Source organism: uncultured Romboutsia sp. (assembly GCF_958366745.1).
Taxonomy (GTDB): domain Bacteria; phylum Bacillota; class Clostridia; order Peptostreptococcales; family Peptostreptococcaceae; genus Romboutsia; species Romboutsia timonensis.
The window spans coordinates 1-20,290 of the sequence record NZ_CATXCO010000020.1; the positions used below are offsets into that span (position 1 = coordinate 1).

General features: G+C 26.3%; 22 protein-coding genes and 1 pseudogene. 22 read left to right on the forward strand and 1 reads right to left on the reverse strand.

Annotated elements, in window-relative coordinates; genetic code table 11:
- The first annotated feature begins 194 nt into the window (after window positions 1-194).
- The 22 genes and pseudogenes from Q5F54_RS03060 (at window position 195) to Q5F54_RS03165 (ending at window position 19,869) form a co-directional block, all read left to right on the forward strand.
- The gene (locus Q5F54_RS03060; protein WP_302333954.1) at window positions 195-854 is read left to right on the forward strand and encodes a helix-turn-helix domain-containing protein; all 660 of its coding nucleotides are present in this window, start codon (window positions 195-197) and stop codon (window positions 852-854) included.
- Between the two features lie 1,347 nt (window positions 855-2,201).
- Entirely contained in the window at window positions 2,202-2,699 is a 498-nt protein-coding gene (locus Q5F54_RS03065; RefSeq protein WP_302333955.1) for a helix-turn-helix domain-containing protein, read from the forward strand.
- 101 nt (window positions 2,700-2,800) lie between these two features.
- The gene (locus tag Q5F54_RS03070) at window positions 2,801-3,463 is read left to right on the forward strand and encodes an N-acetylmuramoyl-L-alanine amidase (RefSeq protein ID WP_301954092.1); all 663 of its coding nucleotides are present in this window, start codon (window positions 2,801-2,803) and stop codon (window positions 3,461-3,463) included.
- Between the two features lie 342 nt (window positions 3,464-3,805).
- Window positions 3,806-4,366, forward strand: a complete 561-nt coding sequence (locus Q5F54_RS03075) for a hypothetical protein (RefSeq protein WP_281538633.1) — start codon at window positions 3,806-3,808, stop codon at window positions 4,364-4,366.
- Window positions 4,367-4,429: 63 nt separating this feature from the next.
- Window positions 4,430-5,233 carry a hypothetical protein gene (locus tag Q5F54_RS03080; protein WP_281538634.1) on the forward strand — a complete coding sequence of 268 codons (804 nt, stop codon included), beginning with the start codon at window positions 4,430-4,432 and terminating at the stop codon, window positions 5,231-5,233.
- Between the two features lie 294 nt (window positions 5,234-5,527).
- Window positions 5,528-5,734, forward strand: a complete 207-nt coding sequence (locus Q5F54_RS03085; protein WP_281538635.1) for a hypothetical protein — start codon at window positions 5,528-5,530, stop codon at window positions 5,732-5,734.
- A gap of 208 nt (window positions 5,735-5,942) precedes the next feature.
- Complete coding sequence (locus tag Q5F54_RS03090) at window positions 5,943-6,254, forward strand: hypothetical protein (RefSeq protein ID WP_281538636.1); 312 nt, start codon at window positions 5,943-5,945, stop codon at window positions 6,252-6,254.
- 317 nt (window positions 6,255-6,571) lie between these two features.
- Entirely contained in the window at window positions 6,572-7,324 is a 753-nt protein-coding gene (locus tag Q5F54_RS03095) for a recombinase family protein (RefSeq protein WP_281538637.1), read from the forward strand.
- Window positions 7,325-7,646: 322 nt separating this feature from the next.
- Entirely contained in the window at window positions 7,647-7,982 is a 336-nt protein-coding gene (locus Q5F54_RS03100; RefSeq protein ID WP_281538638.1) for an SH3 domain-containing protein, read from the forward strand.
- A gap of 58 nt (window positions 7,983-8,040) precedes the next feature.
- Window positions 8,041-9,381 (forward strand): M28 family metallopeptidase, encoded by a 1,341-nt coding sequence (locus Q5F54_RS03105; protein ID WP_302333956.1) that lies wholly within the window; start codon window positions 8,041-8,043, stop codon window positions 9,379-9,381.
- A gap of 174 nt (window positions 9,382-9,555) precedes the next feature.
- Window positions 9,556-9,741, forward strand: a pseudogene (locus tag Q5F54_RS03110) (Mor transcription activator family protein); the annotation flags it as partial.
- 368 nt (window positions 9,742-10,109) lie between these two features.
- The gene (locus Q5F54_RS03115) at window positions 10,110-11,402 is read left to right on the forward strand and encodes a DNA-binding response regulator (protein ID WP_302333957.1); all 1,293 of its coding nucleotides are present in this window, start codon (window positions 10,110-10,112) and stop codon (window positions 11,400-11,402) included.
- A 282-nt stretch (window positions 11,403-11,684) separates the two neighbouring features.
- On the forward strand, window positions 11,685-12,167 hold the full coding sequence (locus Q5F54_RS03120; protein WP_177571669.1) for a hypothetical protein: 483 nt from the start codon (window positions 11,685-11,687) through the stop codon (window positions 12,165-12,167).
- On the forward strand, window positions 12,161-13,102 hold the full coding sequence (locus Q5F54_RS03125) for a hypothetical protein (protein ID WP_177571667.1): 942 nt from the start codon (window positions 12,161-12,163) through the stop codon (window positions 13,100-13,102). Before Q5F54_RS03120 ends, Q5F54_RS03125 begins: the two co-directional genes overlap by 7 nt.
- Before the next feature lie 150 nt (window positions 13,103-13,252).
- Entirely contained in the window at window positions 13,253-13,447 is a 195-nt protein-coding gene (locus tag Q5F54_RS03130) for a hypothetical protein (RefSeq protein ID WP_178069637.1), read from the forward strand.
- 332 nt (window positions 13,448-13,779) lie between these two features.
- Window positions 13,780-15,072, forward strand: coding sequence for a DNA-binding response regulator (locus Q5F54_RS03135; RefSeq protein WP_302333958.1), 1,293 nt, complete (start codon window positions 13,780-13,782; stop codon window positions 15,070-15,072).
- Between the two features lie 82 nt (window positions 15,073-15,154).
- Window positions 15,155-15,871 (forward strand): LytTR family DNA-binding domain-containing protein, encoded by a 717-nt coding sequence (locus Q5F54_RS03140; RefSeq protein WP_178143794.1) that lies wholly within the window; start codon window positions 15,155-15,157, stop codon window positions 15,869-15,871.
- Window positions 15,865-17,169: an ATP-binding protein gene (locus tag Q5F54_RS03145; RefSeq protein ID WP_177571299.1), complete on the forward strand. Its 1,305-nt coding sequence runs from the start codon at window positions 15,865-15,867 to the stop codon at window positions 17,167-17,169. The genes Q5F54_RS03140 and Q5F54_RS03145 overlap by 7 nt, the downstream gene beginning before the upstream one ends.
- A gap of 124 nt (window positions 17,170-17,293) precedes the next feature.
- The gene (locus Q5F54_RS03150) at window positions 17,294-17,959 is read left to right on the forward strand and encodes a hypothetical protein (RefSeq protein ID WP_177571298.1); all 666 of its coding nucleotides are present in this window, start codon (window positions 17,294-17,296) and stop codon (window positions 17,957-17,959) included.
- 810 nt (window positions 17,960-18,769) lie between these two features.
- Entirely contained in the window at window positions 18,770-19,360 is a 591-nt protein-coding gene (locus Q5F54_RS03155) for an accessory gene regulator ArgB-like protein (RefSeq protein ID WP_302333959.1), read from the forward strand.
- A 1-nt stretch (window position 19,361) separates the two neighbouring features.
- Window positions 19,362-19,505, forward strand: coding sequence for a cyclic lactone autoinducer peptide (locus tag Q5F54_RS03160; protein ID WP_302333960.1), 144 nt, complete (start codon window positions 19,362-19,364; stop codon window positions 19,503-19,505).
- 100 nt (window positions 19,506-19,605) lie between these two features.
- Window positions 19,606-19,869 (forward strand): Mor transcription activator family protein, encoded by a 264-nt coding sequence (locus Q5F54_RS03165; RefSeq protein WP_302333961.1) that lies wholly within the window; start codon window positions 19,606-19,608, stop codon window positions 19,867-19,869.
- 45 nt (window positions 19,870-19,914) lie between these two features.
- Here Q5F54_RS03165 and Q5F54_RS03170 read toward each other — a convergent pair whose 3' ends face one another.
- Window positions 19,915-20,055, reverse strand: a complete 141-nt coding sequence (locus tag Q5F54_RS03170; protein ID WP_177571301.1) for a YvrJ family protein — start codon at window positions 20,053-20,055, stop codon at window positions 19,915-19,917.
- Between the last annotated feature and the right edge of the window lie 235 nt (window positions 20,056-20,290).

The following is a 20,290-nucleotide window of genomic DNA, read 5'->3' on the forward strand; positions in this document are numbered from 1 at the left end:
TTAGTTTTGATTAATTTAAGTATATTTTGTTTCACGTACAAAGTCCTAAAATATAGTTGTGGAGTTTTTTTCATGATTTTTTTATGGAGAATTTATGAAAAGATTAGATTATAATTTTCATAAATTAATTATTGAATGAAATTAGATATAATGGTAAAGTATATTCATAAATTAATTTATGAATGGATGATGATATGAAAATATTTAATGAAATATTAGATAAACATACTAAAATGTATAACTGTAAAAGGGAAAGTTATATGATAAATGATGATCTTGAGATTTTGATTTCTCAAGATGGTAATAAGGTGGCTATGTGGGGCGTTAATCATAAGACTGATAGGTTTTTAAATTTATCTACAAAGAAGTTTAAAAAACTTATGGATGGATTTAAGTCGGTAAGTACTGATATGTATTCCAATGGAAATTGCTATTATATAACTTTAGGTACATCAAATAATGATAGTTTGGTTGAAGATGAATCTTATGAGGTAGAAATAGAGGAGCTAAAGAGTAAAATAGATTGTTTAAATGATGTTATAGCTAGATTAGAAAGAAATAATAAAAGATTAGAAGATGATGTTGAAAAATATAAAAAAGATTATTTATATTATTTTAATGAGTATTTAAAATTAAAGGATAAAGATTTTAAGAGAAATTTAGACGAAATGGACCAATTAAAGAAAAATTCTTTAATGCATAATGCTAGAGGTGCTGGCAGAAAGGCTAAGTTTACTGATGATCAGGTTGATGAGATAAGAAGGCTTAGGGAAGATGGAAATACTATAAAAGAGATAGCTAAGAGATATAATTGTTCTGTTGGGTTAATTCATAAATTAATAAATGAAAAATAAAGAGGTGGAAAGATTATGGATATAGCTCATAAAATTTGTTTATAGATGCTTCGCATTGGTAAAAAGATTTTATGAGAGCTTATGGTTTTTAAACCTTCGGTTATTCAGCCCCTGTATGTCCAATGCTTTCACTTCGTAAAAAATAAGGCATACAAGGTGATGCTACAATATAGCTCATATTACATAGGATTTTTTGATTATGATATGAGCTATATTGTAGCTTTATTTATTTGCTTACTATTTCCTTCGTTTCAGCATTGGACATACTTCACCCACCGCGCTCTCTGCTCCCCCTCCTCCAATCCCTTTATTTTAGTAAAAGTAAGAGAAAAAGGGTTTAATTTAAGAATAGTATATGATGATAGTTGAAGTAGGAGCAAAAACCGCTCCTATCTCAACTATCTTTATTTATATATTGGGGTCAAAATCTTTAGGGTCAAGTCTGACATCACAGATTGCAGCCAAAACCGCTGCAAACTGTGATGTCAGACTAAAAAACTACTGCATCATTTATTTTTAGTTGTATTTGATTTATGAAATTTTATATAAAAAATGTTTTTTAAGCTCATATAATTTAATCAATTATTTTTATAGTTTATGAAGTGGATTATTGGTTGTAATATTTAATATTATTCTTATATTACTGTATATATACTTATTGATATTCCTAGACTCTGAGTTGATTTTTATGGAGTTTGGCTATCGCCACCGCGCTTTACGCTTCAATCTTTTGAGCAAAGAACGCTCAAAAGGATTTTCGCTACAATCGCTAACTCAAATTCACTTTTAATCGTGAGTTATGTGTCAGTTTGAAGCGTATATTTTTTAGTTAATTACTTGATTAAAAGAAAAGATAGGCCTTTCGGCCATGCCCCTCTGACTAATCCCTAAAGCACTCACACAATTCACTACTAACATACTTCGCAAACATCATATTACATATCAAGTCTGCTACGTATCTTATCCGTTCATTTGTGTTCGTAGCTTTTTAGGGATAGCCATTCACTGCCCTAAGCCCAATGCCCTTTGTCTAGCTTTTATTGGTGCATGAATCAATAAAGATTATTAAACCTCCACGTTTTAGATAAGTTACTCTACAAGTTTTTTAAATATTAATTTCATCTATAAACAAAATTAGCCTATTTACCTGGTTTCGGTATTATACTTTAACCCTAATATACCGCATTGGATAAAACCATTGCTCCGCTATCCAATGCTGGTGCAAATATAGCTTTTAAAGGAAATTTCGGCATTTATGTATAAATTAAAGATTACTTGAAATTCACGTAAATGTGAATTTTATAAGTGCTAAATTTATTAATATTTCACGTTTTCGTGAATATAAAAATGAGTTTTTATAAGAGGTTTAATATATTAAAAATTGAAATATACAAGTTTGTAGGGGGTATTGGAGTGAAAGGTAGTTTTGGAGGTTTATATACATTTCTTGAAGTAGCTGAGATTTATGGAATAGATGATTCATGTTTAAGAAAGCAAGTGGCACGTGGTAAGTTCGTTATTGGTGAAGAGGTAAAGAAGATGGGAAGAACATGGATTATAACAGAGCAGGCAATGATTAAAAGTTTTGGAGCTTTGAAGTTTGAGGAATACAAGAAGAAACAACAGAAAAAGGAGCAGGCTAAAGAGAAAAAATTAAATAAAGTCAGCTTAAATGCTCAAAAGACTAGTAAATGCAGTGGTCAAAAGAGAAATAGATCTAGTAAGAAAGTACATAGCATGAATGAGAAGGAAGAAAAGGTAAGAGATAGTTGGATTAATGGAGAAATTAAGGGTATAGAGCTTAAAAGTTTTGATTTTAATACAAATGATAGTGAGCAGGTTTAAAAATGTCTGTAGGTTTTATCATATCGAATAAAAATAAATTTTACATTTTAAAGATAATATACTTATTATAATAGAGAAATACATAAATTGGGGAGGTATTTATGGGAAAGTTAGTTATTGATTTAGGACATGGAGGTCATGATCCTGGAGCTATTGGACCAAATAAAACACATGAAGCAGATGTTGTTTTAGCTATAGGGAAGGAACTTGATGAATTACTTAAAGGTTATGAGCTTGAAGTTAAGTTTACAAGGCTATCTAATGTATATTTATCATTGAGTGAAAGAGCTAAGATTGCAAATGATTTTAAAGCAGATTATTTTTTATCAATTCATATTAATTCAGCTACAGATAGCAGTGTTAGAGGTGTTGAAGTTTGGCAGTATTCTAATAAAAATGATAAGTTAAATAAATTTTCTAATTGTTTATGTGAGGATGTATCAAAGATTTTTAATGTTAGAAACAGAGGTGTTAAGTTAAGCCAGAAACTTTCTGTACTTAAGAATACTAATATGCCTGCTGCTTTAATTGAGGTTGATTTTATTTCTAATATTAATGCTGAAAAGGATTTAAATATTAGTAGTAATATTAAAGCGGTAGCTCTAGCAATTAGGGATAATTTAATAGATTTATTTGGATTAGAAGCTGTTACAAGTGATGTTTTATACAAGGTTTGTATTGGTGCTTTTAAGGATAAAAATAATGCTATAAATCAAGTTATATTGGCTAAAGATAAAGGATTTAAAGATGCATATATAATATAGATCTATGCTATTAAAGCTATTAAAAGCTGGATTGTACCAGCAAAACTTCATAAGTAATACGGAAAAACTCAGTTGTATCAATAGGTATATAGCTAATAGCATAAAAGAATTATTAAATATTAGAAGAGATATTAGTTAGAATAAGAAATAGCAATACAAATACATATAAAGCATTTGAAAAGATATATAAATTACCTTTAGATATAAAAGTAAAATTTATATTCTTAATACTAGTATATATTACTTCTATTTAATTAAATAAAGTAATAGATAAAATACTAAGTTAGCAATATAATAATAATGGAGGACGATTGTCCTCCATTATTATTTGGAGGTGATATTTTGGATAATAAAAAAGGTTGGAGTTCTGAAGAAAAGATACAGTATATAATGGAGCTTCAAGAAAAAGGATTATCAAGAAAAGAAATAGCAGTTGAATTTGGATATACCAGAGTAGATACTTTAGATAGATTAATGAAAAAATATGGATATAATAAGATAGATGGAAAGTTTGTATTAACTGTGGAGGACAGTTGTCCTCCGCCTGTGCAAAATGGAGGTATTTCAATTATTGAAGAAGTTTGTCCTCCAAATGGAGGACATCTGTTATCTAGCTTAGATGCACAAAATAAGCTTCTTAATATAGTTAATAATTATGATAAGCTAATGTATGTTATAGATAACTTTGATAATATGGAGGACAATTGTCCTATAGATGTCATCGAAGTTAAAAGTGGCCTTCAAATAGATTTTGATAAATCAGAAGCAATAAAAACTACTATTCGTGTAGATAAAGATGTATGGGATAATTTCTCAAGTTTATGCAAAGATAAATATAATCATTTAAATAAACATGATATCATAAGTAAAGCATTTATAGAGTTTATGGAAAAGTATAAGTAGATATATTATAAGTGGAGGACAATTGTCCGACAGTTATAATTGTATATTTAAGGTGGTGAAAAAGTGAGGATAACAAATTATGAAGATTTAATAATGAAAAGAGCTATGGATGTATTTGCTGAGGATGGATTAAAATTCTTTGGAATAGATAAGAAAGTAAAAGAACTAGGTCCAACGGAATTAGTTGTTTTAGAAAGTAAGAACCTACATATGGATTATACTTTTTTGATGGAAGATGATACATATATACACTTTGAGTTTCAGACAACAAATAAGAATATATCTGATTTAAGAAGATTTAGAGCATACGAGGCCTTACTTAGCCATCAGACAGGAAAAGATGTTGTTACATATGTAATCTATTCATCAAATATAATAAATGTAAATGACACTTTAGAAACAGGTATAAATAAATTTAAAGTAAATACTATATCTATGGCTAGTAAAAATGGTGATGATGTATTTAAGAATGTATCTGATAAAATAAGTAAGGGAATAAGTTTATCAAAAGATGATATAATATCATTATCATTTAGTCCAATAATGGGTGGGCAAGTAAGCAAATTAGATAGAATATTAAATACTATAAAGTTATTAAAAGATATAGATATTACTTATAGGCACGATGTTGAATCTATAATATATGCCTTTGCAAATAAATTTTTAAGTGGAAAAGATTTAGAAAGAGTAAAGGAGGAGCTTAAAGTGACTGAATTAGGTAAGAGTTTAATAGATGAAGGTAAGAAAGAAAAAGCTATAGAGATAGCTAAGAAGGCTATTTTAAAAGGTATGGATAATGAAACTATACAAGATCTTACTGATTTATCTATAGAAGACATTGAGTTAATAAGAAAAGTTATGAATTAAAATAGATATATATTATGAATGGAGGACAATTGTCCTCCATTTGTTTTTTAGTATAAAAATATAGTTTATTTTAAGTATTCGACAAATATTGATAAATAAATTAAAATATTAGATGAATAAATTAAAAAATAAATGATGATATATTAGATGAGTACATTGAAATTACTTAAATATATAGTAATTTTATATAAAAAAGTAAAGTTTGAGCCGACAAACTTGACTTTTTTATTTTGAATTATTTATAATTAAATCTTAAATACATATTAAATAAACTATATTTTAGAGGAAATCAAAATGAATGAGTTATTAAAAAGTATAAGAAATCTATGTTATAGCATTTTTGAATTAACGATAGCCATAGTATTTTTAAGTATTATATTTAGGCAAGTAGAATTCAATACACTAGAAAAAAGTGTATTTTTTGTAGGTCTTGTATCTATGGCAATATATTTTGTGATAGGTTTAATTTTAAAATTAGGCTATGTTTTAAATGAGTGTTGAAAATGATATAATATGATTAACTTCGCAATTGTTATATAATGCGAAGAAAATGATATAATTAGTTGACTGTCCATGAAAACATCTGTTTTAGTGGACACTTATTTTTATTCTGTATTTTATGTAAATATATCTGTATCTTAATTATTATTATTTCTAATATGTTATAATTTACCTATAGTATCTTTTTATGATAAAAGGGGGGACAAATATGGAGTTTAGTATAATAACTCTAATTATAGGTATTTTGGGATTTGTGTTAGGATTTATGGTTAGAAAGTATAAAATGGGTAATCTTGTAAGTTGGGTAAATTTAAAAAAATATGATAATGATAAAGTTGCAGATATTATGGGCTCTCATGTTATGGTATTTGGATTATGTTTATCAGCAATTGCTGGCATAAACTATGTGTTAAAAAACAGGTATCCATATATAATTACAATTACAATAATAGTGATGGCAGTTGCAACTGAATTTGGTGCATACTATAGAATTTGTAAATATGCAAAATTAGAAGATTAATTTGTTCAATAAAACAAATATTATCTTAGGCGATGTATTAGAGATAATTATAGTTAGTTTAAATAAAGTTATTTCAGTAAGATGTTGTTCAAGAAATAAACGTGATGTTTTATTGAACAGAACAATACTTTTACAATATTAATTTAATACGAACTAAATCAAGAGCTGTATGAATAACAAATACAGCTCTTGATTTTTAATTATTTAAAATTTATCTAATCTCAACATTGTGTTAAAACATAGCCTAAAATTAAAAAAATAGTAATATAAGCCACCTCAATCAAAGGTGGCTTATTAATATTCATTTGGAGGATGACATGAAAAAAAGAGCAGTAGGATACTGTAGAATATCAACATTAATGCAAGTAGATAATACTTCGCTTAAAGACCAAGAAGATAAAATTAGAATGTACGCTAAACTTCACGATATTGTGATAGATGAAATGTTTATAGATAAAGCAGTATCAGGTAAATCTACAGATAGACCAGAGTACGATAAGATGATGGATTATGTAAAAGAAAATAACATAGATATGATTATAGTTTATAAAAATGATAGAATACACCGTAGTTTGTACAACTTATTAGCTATGATTTATGAGTTACAAAATTATGAAGTGGCTTTAGTAAGTGTAACGGAAATGTTTGATACTTCAACCCCTCAAGGTATGTTATTTTTACAAATGCTAGGGAGCTTTGCAGAGTTTGAAAGAGCTGTAATAAATGAAAGAACTAGAAATGGAAGAATAGCTAGACTTAATGAAAATAAGTGGGTAGGTGGTAAGCCAGCATTTGGATATAAGGTAAATAAATATGGTCAATTTGAAATAGATGAGGAAGAAGCTAAAATAGTTAAAGAGATATTTAAATTGAGGTCTAAAGGGCTTTCATTAGCTAAAATAGGTGCTAAGTATGGATTTTCTAAGCAGAAGGTTGATTATATTTTAAAAAATAAAAACTATATTGGTGTATTTGAGTATCAGGGAAAAAAAGAAAAGAATGATATTGTTATTGAGATAGAGCCAATAGTATCAAGGTATATGTGGAATAAAGTTAATTTAAAAAAATAGGTGCGTTAAAAAATGGCTCTTTATAAATATGTGGTGTGGGTGAGCATGTTGATCTTTAATATTTATAGGGATTAGTGTCAATTATTATCTGTGTAATAAGCTAATAGAGATAGTAAGATCTTTTACATAACAGTTATGTAATAACATTAAAAGCTTAAATATGAATTTTTAATAAATTTATGTTATAGAATAAATACAAATTAGAGATAGTGTCATTTGATGTGTTATATTAAGTTAATTTTGTTTATAGAAATACTTTAATATGGAAACTTAATATTATACACTTAAATTGATAAATTATTAAAAATATAGGGGGATATATATGAAAAAGAAATTATTATGCTTAAGTGCAATATTAGCGATGACTTCAACTACAATGGTGTCATTTGCAAATGAAGTTACTAATTATATAAGTGAGGATAATAAAAATGAAATAGTTCAACCGAGAGCTCAATATGCTGTTGTAAATGCATCAAATGTAAATATTAGATCTAACGCAGGAACATCATATAAAGTAGTTGGACAATTACCTAAAGGTGTAACTGTAATAACTACATATACTAAGCAAAAATATGCAAATGGAATGTGGTGGCAAGAAATACAAAGTAAGTATGGTAATGGATGGGTTGCAGATAAATACCTTAATCATATAGGATAAATATAAACAAAGACTTACTATATAGTAAGTCTTTTGTTTAAGAGGGGTGAATTATATTTTGAACGTAAATAAGTTAATTATACTATTAAGTATGATTTTATTATTAACTGGATGCTCTGAAAGTAAAAAATTATCTACAAATCAAAGTGAAGATAATAATCAAATAAAGTATAAAAGTAAAGACATAACTATAAATGAAAATTTATTAAAAGAAAATATAAAAAAGATATCGTCAAATGTACGAAATTATGGATCAGATGGAGAGATAGAATCTTCAGAATATATAAATAATCAACTTACTAAATACGGTTATTCTGTTATGTTTCAAGAATTTGATGTATATAAACAAGATCAATATACAACTGTACAATCTGAAACTAATTTAGATTATTTAAATAACAATTTTTATAACTCTGATTCTATAGGAAAGGCTAGGAATATAATTGCTACTCAACGCAACTTTGATAAAAATAAGAAGACCTTATATTTAACAGCACATTATGATTCAACAAGTGATACTATTGGTATTGTAGATAACGCATCAGGTAGTGCTACTTTATTAGAACTAGCAAGAGTATTGAGTGATTATAATGATGAATTTAATATAGGTATAGTATTTTTTAGTGCAGAAGAGTATTTTAGATCTGGATCAAGAAAGTTTGTTTCAAGCCTTGATGAAGATGAAAAAAATAATATATTAGGCTGTATAAATATTGATATGGTAGGAGAAAAAGGGAAAGGCCCTATTATAATGCAAACTGTTAATGGAGAAAATAATATAATATCTATTATGATGGATAAATTGACTAATAAGGAGTTTAATTTATCAGGCGGAGGATCATCAGATGATCTTTCTTTTTATATGGGGGAAATACCTGTAATAAATTTATGTAATGACTATGCAAAAGCTAGGTTGTATGATGATGCAGAGGATAATATTGAATCTATAGATTTTAATCAAATTAAGGAACTTTGTGAATCTATATTAAATGCAATAACTGATTTTAAATTAAGTATGTATAATAAATTTCTTAAAGATTATAAAGATATTGATTTGGACATAGATGAAAATGATATAAAATTAGTAGGAGAATTTAAACTCATTAATAAAAAAGAAACTCTTATAGGCAATGGATATGATGTTCAAAAAAAATATACTTATCAAAATAATGAAGGTAAAACGTGTACAATAATGTCAAAATCAGTAAAGTTTATTCCTAAAGAACAACTTAATAATTTAATATTACTTGATGAACCAAATACAGATGGATATAAATTTATAAATGAAGATAAAAAATTAGTTTATCAAATTGGATTTAATTATGGAGAATTACAGGGGAATATTTCTTCTGATGAATTATTAAAGTTTTTTACAGGTTATTATTCTAAATTTTATTAGTATTTGTATATTATAAGTTTTATAATCTAATATCAAAAATATATTAATTTATTTTGGACATATAAATATATTTTTTATTAAATAAAAGAGTTTTTATAATTAATCTACCTGTACAATTTGAAAATATAGCTATAGAGCTTGGAATAGACAAAGTTAAAGCTTTTATTTAAAGAATTTGGGGGAACATCTGTGTACTTTCCTACTGAAAAAATGATATACAAAGATGCTCGTGATAGAGAAATAGTATCAGAATATAATGGATTTAATCATAAAGAATTAGCAGCTAAATACAATATGTCTGAAAGTTACATAAGAGCTATTATAAATAGGCATAAAAAAAGAAACTACACACCTGATTAATATTGGGATGTGTAGCTTTTTAAATTTTATATACTAAAGCGTCATTTTATGTTAAAATTTAAATAAAGAAATCGAAAATAAAAATCAAAAAAGCCAGGAATCTTATAAGTTTGGCGACTTATTCCTAGCTTTTTATATACACACTCTAGATAAGAGAGAACTCTCATCAGAGAATTTTTTATATTGTTATTATGAATTAATATTATCATATTAATTCATAAACATCAATAATTTTGATATTTAAAACAGTATAAAATTTATTCATAAATCAATAAGTTTTAATTTAGATTAAGTATTACTTATTGAAAAAATCGGTGAGTCTCCTTATCTTTAGTGTCAACATACTAAAAGTAGAGGGGAATTTTTTTATGCAAATGACAGACTTTTGTGACCATTTATATAACGAAAGTACAGATGGTTATATACAAATATTAAAATTAGATGATGAAAATAATAGTGGTGAGCGAACTATTAAAATATATAATACTAAAAATGATGGACTAAGAGACATTGTAGAAGAATTACATAAAAAAGAAGATGTATTTCTAGCGCCAAATACAATGTATATACCAAAAAGAAGAGTAGAAAATATAAGACAATTTAGAGCATTATTTCAAGATATAGACTGTGAAAGCATGGGACTTGAAAAGGCTGAAACAGTTTATATGATATGGATAATGCATTATGAAGGTAAAATACCTAAGCCAACCATGGTAACAGATAGTGGAAGAGGTGTACATCTTTATTGGAGAATACAAAATGCGCCTTTTGGGGCTTTAAATACATGGCAAGAACTACAAGATTATATATATTATAATTTAAAGCATTTAGGGGCTGATAGAAGAGCTACAGATGGTGCAAGAGTACTAAGACTTCCAGGGACTATAAATTCTAAGAGTGACACTGATTGCAAGGTTTTATATATAGACAATGATGTAGAGTATTCTATGTATGAATTAAGAGAAGAGTATTTAAATTATAAGCCTAAAGTACATCAATTACAGATGCAACAAACTAAGAAAATAGACAATAAGGTTATTTCAAATAGATTCTTTAATTCATATAGTTTACATATGGAAAGAGCCAATGATTTAGAAACCTTATGCAGGCTTAGAAAGTATGAAATGACAGGGTATAGAAATATGGCTGTGCATTGTTATGCATACTGGAAGGGGATTTACGTTAGAGATAATTATGAACTTGAAAATATAGTTATAGAGTTTAATAATGCATTTACTGAGCCACTTAAAGAAACAGAAGTACAAGCTGTTTTAAGGTGTATACCAAAGGCTATAGATAAATTTATAGCGTATGAGCAAGGTTTAAGAAGTGGTGAGCGTAAGAGAGTTTCTAAAGGCATGAGGGATAAGGAAGGTTATTGGTATAAGAATGAAACATTAATTGATAGGTTAGGAATTACAAGTAAAGAGCAAAAGTATATGAAGACTATTATAGGAATTGATGAAAAGTATGATAGAAAGAATAAAAAGAGAAGAGTAGATAGAAGAAATGAAGAAGGTTTAACTAAGAGAGAACAAGATAAGAAAGATAGAATAGAGAAAATAAAAGTATTTTTAAGTAAAGGATTAAATCAGTCTAAAATAGCTCAAGAACTAGGAATAAGTAGACAAGCAGTGAGTAAATTATGTAAAGAAATTTAGTATTATTTTTTGTCAACTGAAATGGGTCTTTATAAATATGTGGTTGTGGGCTGTGTACGGTAGTATTATAATGGAGCATTCTATTACATAAGGAGATTTACAGATGAAGAAATTTACTCTATTACTTTTTATATTGCTGCTATCTTATATTGGTTACCCTTCTCTATATAGTTATTATTTAACTATATAGAGAAGGAATTTATAATAATATAGAGAACTGATTACATACTGTCTAATTTTATAAATTTGGCAAGTACTTTATGAAAATTAAGGGGGTACTTTATGAAAATAAAAAAAATTATATGCTCTACACTTATAGTTTCAAGTCTAATTACTTCTGGAACACTATCATTTGCAGATAGTTCTAGTGAGTTAGGAAAACTAACAAATAAAACAATAGTAGATCTTTCGCCAGTAGCTGAAAAATCTACACCTTCAAAGTCTTTAGATACAGAAACACCTTTTAATATTCGTTCTGCGTATACGGTAACATCTAGAATACGTTGTCAGTCTGGAATTATAAAAGCTATAGCATCATCAAGCGTAACTCGATCAATTGATTATGTATCAGCTAGGTCAAGAGTTTATAATAGTAATGGTTCTCTTAATGCGTCTGATTTTGACTCTATGAAGAACTCATCTTATGTAAGTGCAACAGCAACTCCTTCAGGTTTGACGTCATGGGGAAAATGGGCTTTAGGGAATCATGAATATAGAGATGCTGGATACTATACTATAAATCATGAAACACGTGACTCATGGTAAAATTCTTAACTAGATTAAAAACAAAAAAAACATTTATTATTATTGTTTTTATAATAGTTCTGATTTTTATATATTTCTATAATAATATAACAAATAATGAATTAAAAACGCGAAATAAACAATTATCATATTTAAATGAATTTGATACATACGTAGCAATAGGAGTACTTGATGATAATGGAAATTTAATAGATGATGGAAATACTATTAATATGTCAAATAATAATACTGTTCATCATACAATTGATTTGATGCAGAAGATAGATGAAAATAGAGACTATTTATTAATTGCTATGATTGATTTTGAACTATCTCCAATTAAAATCAATGGAAAAATGCATAATAGCTACTTATTTAGTACAGAAAAAGTAGACCAAATAGCTCTTGATATAGAGATAGAAATACCTAAAAATAGTAAGGAGTTAACCTATATAGTTATAAAGAATCCTAATTTCATGCCGGAAAATTTTGATGTAGGTGAAATTATATCACTCCAAACAGTTCTGTCCAAAAGATTTAATTTAGAAAATAGTGATGAAAATATCAAGTATGAAAGTAATTTTACATCTTCAAGTAAAGGTCCAATTGATAATTTATGGATAAGCTCTAATAAGTTTGAACAACAATCTATATATAGAGGCAAGAGCGGTGATAAAGTGTATATAACATTAGGAAACTATAGTAAAGAAAATTTAGACTATGCAGTAGTTATGTTCAGTGACTGGAATCAAGTAGCATTTAATAATGGTTCAAATGTAAAATATTTTAATTTAAATCCTAATGAAAAACAAATATTTGAATTAACTCTTCCAGATATTAATGAAAGTTCTTTATTTCAAGTAATCGCTTTTCCTATGCCATATAAAATAACGAGCCCAACCTCGTATGATGGTTCGTTGGCATACGGTTCCTTTAAATTTATACTAGAGCCATAATAATATGAGTAAGTATATAAAAAATAAGAGGTAAAGTATGGATGCATTATTGAATGGAATATATATATATGGAATAACTGTAATTATGATGATTATTATAGCTTATAATATGTCTAAAAAATAAAATTACGGTTTTTAATAATATTTTTTATGGAATTAAAAATAAGTGACTTACCTCCACAATTTGAAAATATAGCTATAGAGCTTGGAATAGACAAAGTTAAAGCTTTATTTAAAGAATTTGGAGGGACATCAGTATACTTTCATACTGAAAAAATGATATACAAAGAAGCTACACACCTAATTAATATTGGGATGTGTAGCTTCTTAAATTTTATATACTAAAGCGTCATTTTATGTTAAAATTTAAATAAAGAAATCGAAAATAAAAATCAAAAAAGCCAGGAATCTTATAAGTTTGGCGACTTATTCCTAGCTTTTTATATACACACTCTAGATAAGAGAGAACTCTCATCAGAGAATTTTTTATATTGTTATTATGAATTAATATTATCATATTAATTCATAAACATCAATAATTTTGATATTTAAAACAGTATAAAATTTATTCATAAATCAATAAGTTTTAATTTAGATTAAGTATTATCTATTGAGAAGAAACTGTGAGATCTCCTTATCTTTAGTGTCAACATACGAAAAGTAGAGGGGATTTTTTTATGCAAATGACAGAGTTTTGTGACCATTTATATGACGAAAGTACAGATGGTTATATACAAATATTAAAATTAAATGATGAAAATAATAGCGGTGAACGAACTATTAAGATATATAATACTAAAAATGATGGACTAAGAGACATTGTAGAGGAATTACATAAAAAAGAAGATGTATTTTTAGCGCCAAATACAATGTATATACCAAAAAGAAGAGTAGAAAATATAAGGCAATTTAGAGCATTATTTCAAGATATAGACTGTGAAAGTATGGGGCTTGAAAAGGCTGAAACAGTTTATATGATATGGATAATGCATTATGAAGGTAAAATACCTAAGCCAACCATGGTAACAGATAGTGGAAGAGGTGTACATCTTTATTGGAGAATACAAAATGCGCCTTTTGGGGCTTTAAATACATGGCAAGAACTACAAGATTATATATATTATAATTTAAAGCATTTAGGGGCTGATAGAAGAGCTACAGATGGTGCAAGAGTACTAAGACTTCCAGGGACTATAAATTCTAAGAGTGACACTGATTGCAAGGTTTTATATATAGACAATGATGTAGAGTATTCTATGTATGAATTAAGAGAAGAGTATTTAAATTATAAGCCTAAAGTACATCAATTACAGATGCAACAAACTAAGAAAATAGACAATAAGGTTATTTCAAATAGATTCTTTAATTCATATAGTTTACATATGGAAAGAGCCAATGATTTAGAAACCTTATGCAGGCTTAGAAAGTATGAAATGACAGGGTATAGAAATATGGCTGTGCATTGTTATGCATACTGGAAGGGGATTTACGTTAGAGATAATTATGAACTTGAAAATATAGTTATAGAGTTTAATAATGCATTTACTGAGCCACTTAAAGAAACAGAAGTACAAGCTGTTTTAAGGTGTATACCAAAGGCTATAGATAAATTTATAGCGTATGAGCAAGGATTAAGAAGTGGTGAGCGCAAGAGAGTTTCTAAAGGTATGAGAGATAAAGAAGGTTATTGGTATAAGAATGAAACATTAATTGATAGATTAGGGATTACAAGCAAAGAGCAAAAGCATATGAAGACTATTATAGGTCTTGATGAAAAGTATGATAGAAAGAATGAGAAAAGAAGAGCAGACCGAAGAAATGAAGAGGGTTTAACTAAAAGAGAGCAAGAGAAAGTTAATACGTTAAATAAAGTTAGAGAGTTAGTTAGAAAGGGTTTAAAAAATAAAGATATAGCCGAAAAACTTAAGATTTCAGTAAGACAAGTTCAGCGGTTAAAGAAAGAAGTATAAAAAATAAGCTCTCCAATAGGAGGGGTGACATGAAATGGGTCTTTATAAATATGTGGTGAGAGTAAGGGTGTGAGGAATTTTTATGAATGATAAAAATATTTTTATCGGAGTTTGTGAAGATAATAGTCTTCATATAAATTTAGTGAAGGGCTATATCGATGATTTTTTTAATGAATTTCATAACTATGAAGTTTTAGAATTTGTATCAGGGGAAGATCTTTTAAGTAATTATCCTAATAATATAGATTTATTATTTTTAGATATTCAAATGAATGGATTAAATGGAATGGATGTAGCTAGAAGAATAAGAGAGTTTGACAACAATGTAGAAATAATATTTACTACATCAGTGTTAGATTATGTTTGTGAAGGATATGAAGTAAATGCATATAGATATATGTTAAAACCAATAGAATACAATATATTTAAAAATAATATGGGTAAATGTATAGAAAATATAATAAAAAAGAAAAATGACTTTTTAACAATTAACGATAAATCAAAATTAATTAAAATTAAATTTGATGATATTTTATATATTGAAACAAGCAAAAGGCAACTAATAATACATACTATAAATGGACATGAAATAATAAAAATGAGTATTAGGAAATTAGAGAAACTATTAAATAAAGACTTTTTTAGATGCCATAATAGTTTCATAGTAAACTTAGAAAAAATTAATAAAATAGATGTATCAGATATTTATATAAATAATGCTACAATACCAATTAGTAAACATAGAAGAAAACAATTAAAAGCTAGGTTAATAGAAGTTTTAGGGGATAAGTTATGTTAAATAGTGTGATATTTTGGAAACTATTAGATATATTTATTTTAATTATAGAGTGGATTTCATTATATATTTTAATAAATGACTTAAGTATAAAAAAAGTTAGTAAAAATCAAAGTTTCTTTAGTTTTTTATTAATTTTAGGAATTGCGTTTGCTATGAATTTACTTGGGATTTTTCCGAATGTAAGAGTTTTTATATCTATTATGTTAAGTATACTTTACGTTAAATTAAATTATGAAGTTAATTTATCAAAAGCCTTAACAATTCCACTTGTTTATTGGATGATGTTAATAGGTATAGAGGCTCTTAGTATTAGTAGCATAGTTTATGTAAATAACATAGATGTAAGTGTTTTATTAAGTCCTAATTTATATAGACTAGAAACTATAATTTTAGCTAAATCATTTTTATTTATTGGAATTTTAATGGTTAAGTATTTTAAATTATTTAGTCAAATTAGTAAGAATGACTTTATATATATTGGAATACCGATATGTACAAATATCTTAAGTCTTTTAATTATATTTAAACAAGGTATTTCAAACTTAGATATAGAGTTAATAGATAATTTTAATCTAATTCTCATATCTTTTTTGATTTTACTATCTAGTATTTCACTATTAATTATAATTTATAAGATAATAATAAGTAATAAATTTAAGATAGAAAATGAATTTATGAAAGAAAAAATAAACTTAGAATATAGGTATTATAAGAAGATAGAAGAAAATCAAGAAAAAATAAAAAGAATTTATCATGATATTAATAATCATATGATTTGTATTTCTAATTTAAGTAATGAAAAAGATGTAAAGGAATACGTAAAGAGTTTAGATTTAAATATAGGTTATATCAATTTTAATTTTGGAAATAAAATACTTGATATTATAATTAGTGAAAAATATCAATTATGTAAAGATAAAGGAATTAGATTTGATATAGTTGCAGATTTTAGTAAATTAGATTTTATAGATATGATGGACTTATGTGTTATTTTTTCTAATGCTTTAGATAATGCAATTGAAGCCTGCGATAAGATTTTAGATGATAGTAAGGATAAATATATATCAGTAAATGTTACATATATAAATAGCTTTTGTTTTATAAAAATAGAAAATAGCAAGATAAATGAGATTAATATAAAAAATAATAATTTTATTACAAATAAAAAAGATAAATTTATGCATGGAATAGGTTTAAAAAATATAAAAGATACTGTATATAAATATAATGGGGAGATAAAGATTGAGTTTGATGATGATAAATTTGTAATTAAATTTATTTTTTCTCTTAAAAATTGACCAGTTATGCTCATATGATACCCAGTTACTCATAGTGTATTGAATATCAAATTAAAAAAATGTAAATTCAAGTTATAGAGAAGAAATAAAATATAAATTTATATTAAATGAGGGGGAGAAAATTATGAGTTTTAAGAAAAGAGTAACAAAGAGCATAGCATTAGCATTAGTTGGAGTTACAATAGCAATACCGATGCTAAATACGGCATCAGCTATGGAAAATAGTAAAGAGACATATTCTCAAAAAATAGAAAGAGTATCAAAGTCATTTGAAGATTTTGTGTACTTAGAAGATAATCAATATAAGTTAGATATAAGTGTTAGCGAGTTATCAGAAAGTTCAAAATCAGATTTTTATATTTATAATGATTATATAAATTTATTAAATAATATTATAGTTTCTAATAATATAAAAAATGTAACTGAAGATGGATTTTCATTACAAATATCTGATGAAATGGCAATTGAGTCAGCTAAAATAAATAATATAGAAATTACAGATGAAATGAAGTCATTAGCTGAAAATATGACAAAGGCATCTGGTAGATCAGAGCTAAAGATGTATAAAAATGGTTTTGATTTATGGTTAAATTCATTCCAAACAAGTTTAGTAGCAGTAGGTGGATCAGCAGCATTAGGTTTTTTAGTAGGGCTTATTCCAGGGATAGGAGCAAGCTTAGCAGGCACTCTTTTAGCTGCAATATTGCCAGTTATATCAGGTGAATATTGTCCAAATGGGATATTTGTATCATATAGATTTAATCAATATCTAAGAGTTAGGCCTCAATAATATGAGTAAATATTATGCACTAATATCTATTATATATTATGCCCTAGTAGTTTTTATAAGTATGATGTTTATAAAAAATATATTTATATATATTTTTATATCTGTTACGGCAATGTTATTGGGTAAATATTTTGTTATAGATAAGCATTTTAAAAGATAATAGATGGTATACAAAAAATTAGTTAACCTAAGATATGCTGTATATAAATACAATGGGGGAGATAAAGATTGATTTTTACGATGACAAATTTGTTATTAAATTTATATTTTATCTTAAAAATTGACCAGTTATGCTTAGATAATACCCAGTTACTCAGAGTGAGTTGAATATCAAATTAAAAAATATAATTGTATTTGGTAGTGTTGTATTAGCTGCAACTAGTAAAAATAGGGGAATGTACATAAAGGTTGGGATTGGCATATTTGATTATGGAGTGTTATAAAATCAAGAACTTTTTAATTAATGGAATTAAGGGATTATTATTTATATATATCCAAATGATTATAATAATAAGTATATTATATATGTTTGATATGAATATCTATTTTAATACAAATGAACTAATGGGTGTAAATTTATTATCTATTAATATTGAAAAAAATACATTTGATATTAGTGTGAAGCCATTGATGTCATTTATAATATTTACAATATCAGGGATTTATTTAAATTATAAAAATAGGATTAAATAAATATATAAATTTAGAAAATATGCCCAGTTAAGTTTATATATTGACCAGTTTAGCATAATATATTGAATAAAATAAAAAAAGATGTTATTGTCAACGCATAAGATTTAGGAGGACAACATGTTTAAATCATATGCAAGCAAAATAACATCTTTTTTAATTGAGAATAAAGAGATAAATCAAGATGATTATGAAGTATATAAATATGGATTTGAAGTATTAATTGCATTTATTGTAAATATAGCAATTGTATTAAGTATAGGATTATTATTTAATAAGATTTTCTATTCAATAGCATTTTTAATATGCTATTGTCCAATAAGACAGTTTGCAGGTGGATATCATGCTAATAATTATACAAAATGCTTATTAATATTTATTTTAATATTTATATTAACTATAAATACATCATCGAATGTGGATTCTCAAATATATACATTAATGATTTTTATTATTTCAACATTAAGTTATACAGGAATTTTTATACTAGCTCCAATTGAGCATAGAAATAATCCTTTAACTTTAAGAGAGATAAAAAAATATAAAAAAATATCTAGAATATTGGCGGGTATAGTTTACATATTAACATTAATTTTTGCTAATATAGATAGATTTAAAGAAATATCTGCATATACTTGTAGCTCATTATTTTGGATAAATATAATGTTATGTTTAGGAACTATAAAGTCATCATTGAGTAAGGGGAATTAATATGAAAAAAGGTATATTAAAAGTATTGAAGAAATCAAGTTATTTAGCTATGTTTGTTGCGGTTATGTCTGCAAATACAACTTGTACATGGATAGTACATCAACCAAGTATGCCGAAAGATTTAAAAAAGTTAAAAAAGATATAAATAATATAATTTTAGTAGGAAATTAAAAATATATGTAGAATATCCATATAAAAGTATTTTGATTTGAGAATGTTAAAACTAATTTATAGGAGGATATTTTATGGATTTAAAGATAAGTGACTTACCTCCACAATTTGAAAATATAGCTATAGAGCTTGGAATAGACAAAATAAAGGCTTTATTTAAAGAATTTGGGGGGACATCAGTGTACTTTCCTACTGAAAAAATGATATACAAAGAAGCTCGTGATAGAGAAATTATATTGCAGTACAATGGATTTAATCATAAAGAATTAGCAGCTAAATACAATATGTCTGAAAGTTACATAAGAGCTATTATAAATAGGCATAAAAAAAGTGCTTAAAACAAAGAAGCTACACACCTGATTAATATTGGGATGTGTAGCTTTTTATATTTTATTATTCAATTCACTTATATTTGAGTTTAAAGAATTAATACCAATACTTAAACTTTCTAGTTTTCCTTCTATACGTACAAGTAAATACATAGTCACGATAGCAGGAAAGCCTAAATTAGCCACTAATTGCATTAAATCTAGTTCCAATGATATATTCCTCCAAATAATATTTTAAATTACTAAGAAAGCCCTTCAGAAGCTCAGAAGGGCATTTCTATGTTTTAGCAACGGATATGTATTATAATATGCGATATACATATCGTTGGCGATAATAGTTTCATGTGTTACGCTACTAATAAATCAAATTCTGTTGTTTCTGTTTGAACTATTTTTGCTTCTTTTGCACTAACTATATCTTCACCGTTAG